We start from the raw sequence: 242 nt of genomic DNA on the forward strand, positions 1-242 counted from the left end.
ACCAGCTCAGGATGGGCGCGGCGGGCCACATGCGTGTAGTACGTCGACGGCGCGATTGGCAGTACCCTGCAGATCGGCTCGACCCCGTAGACGTGCCGTTGATCATCGATGAACGTGATCATCACTTGGGTCGGCGGTCGAGCTCCGCCTGTGCGAAATACGCCGACGCCTTGCGCAGGATTTCATTAACCTGGCGCAGCTCACGGTTCTCCCTCTCCAGCTCCTTGAGCCGATCCTGCTCC

Annotated in this window: 1 pseudogene and 1 other annotated feature; the pseudogene reads right to left on the reverse strand. The window is 62.0% G+C overall.

Annotated features, from left to right (window positions below):
- Window positions 1-242: pseudogene (locus tag AB3X89_RS40825) on the reverse strand (IS3 family transposase); the annotation flags it as partial.
- Window positions 48-164, reverse strand: a sequence feature (AL1L pseudoknot). It overlaps the preceding pseudogene by 117 nt.

It is taken from the genome of Paraburkholderia sp. BR14320 (assembly GCF_040948665.1).
Lineage (GTDB): Bacteria > Pseudomonadota > Gammaproteobacteria > Burkholderiales > Burkholderiaceae > Paraburkholderia > Paraburkholderia youngii.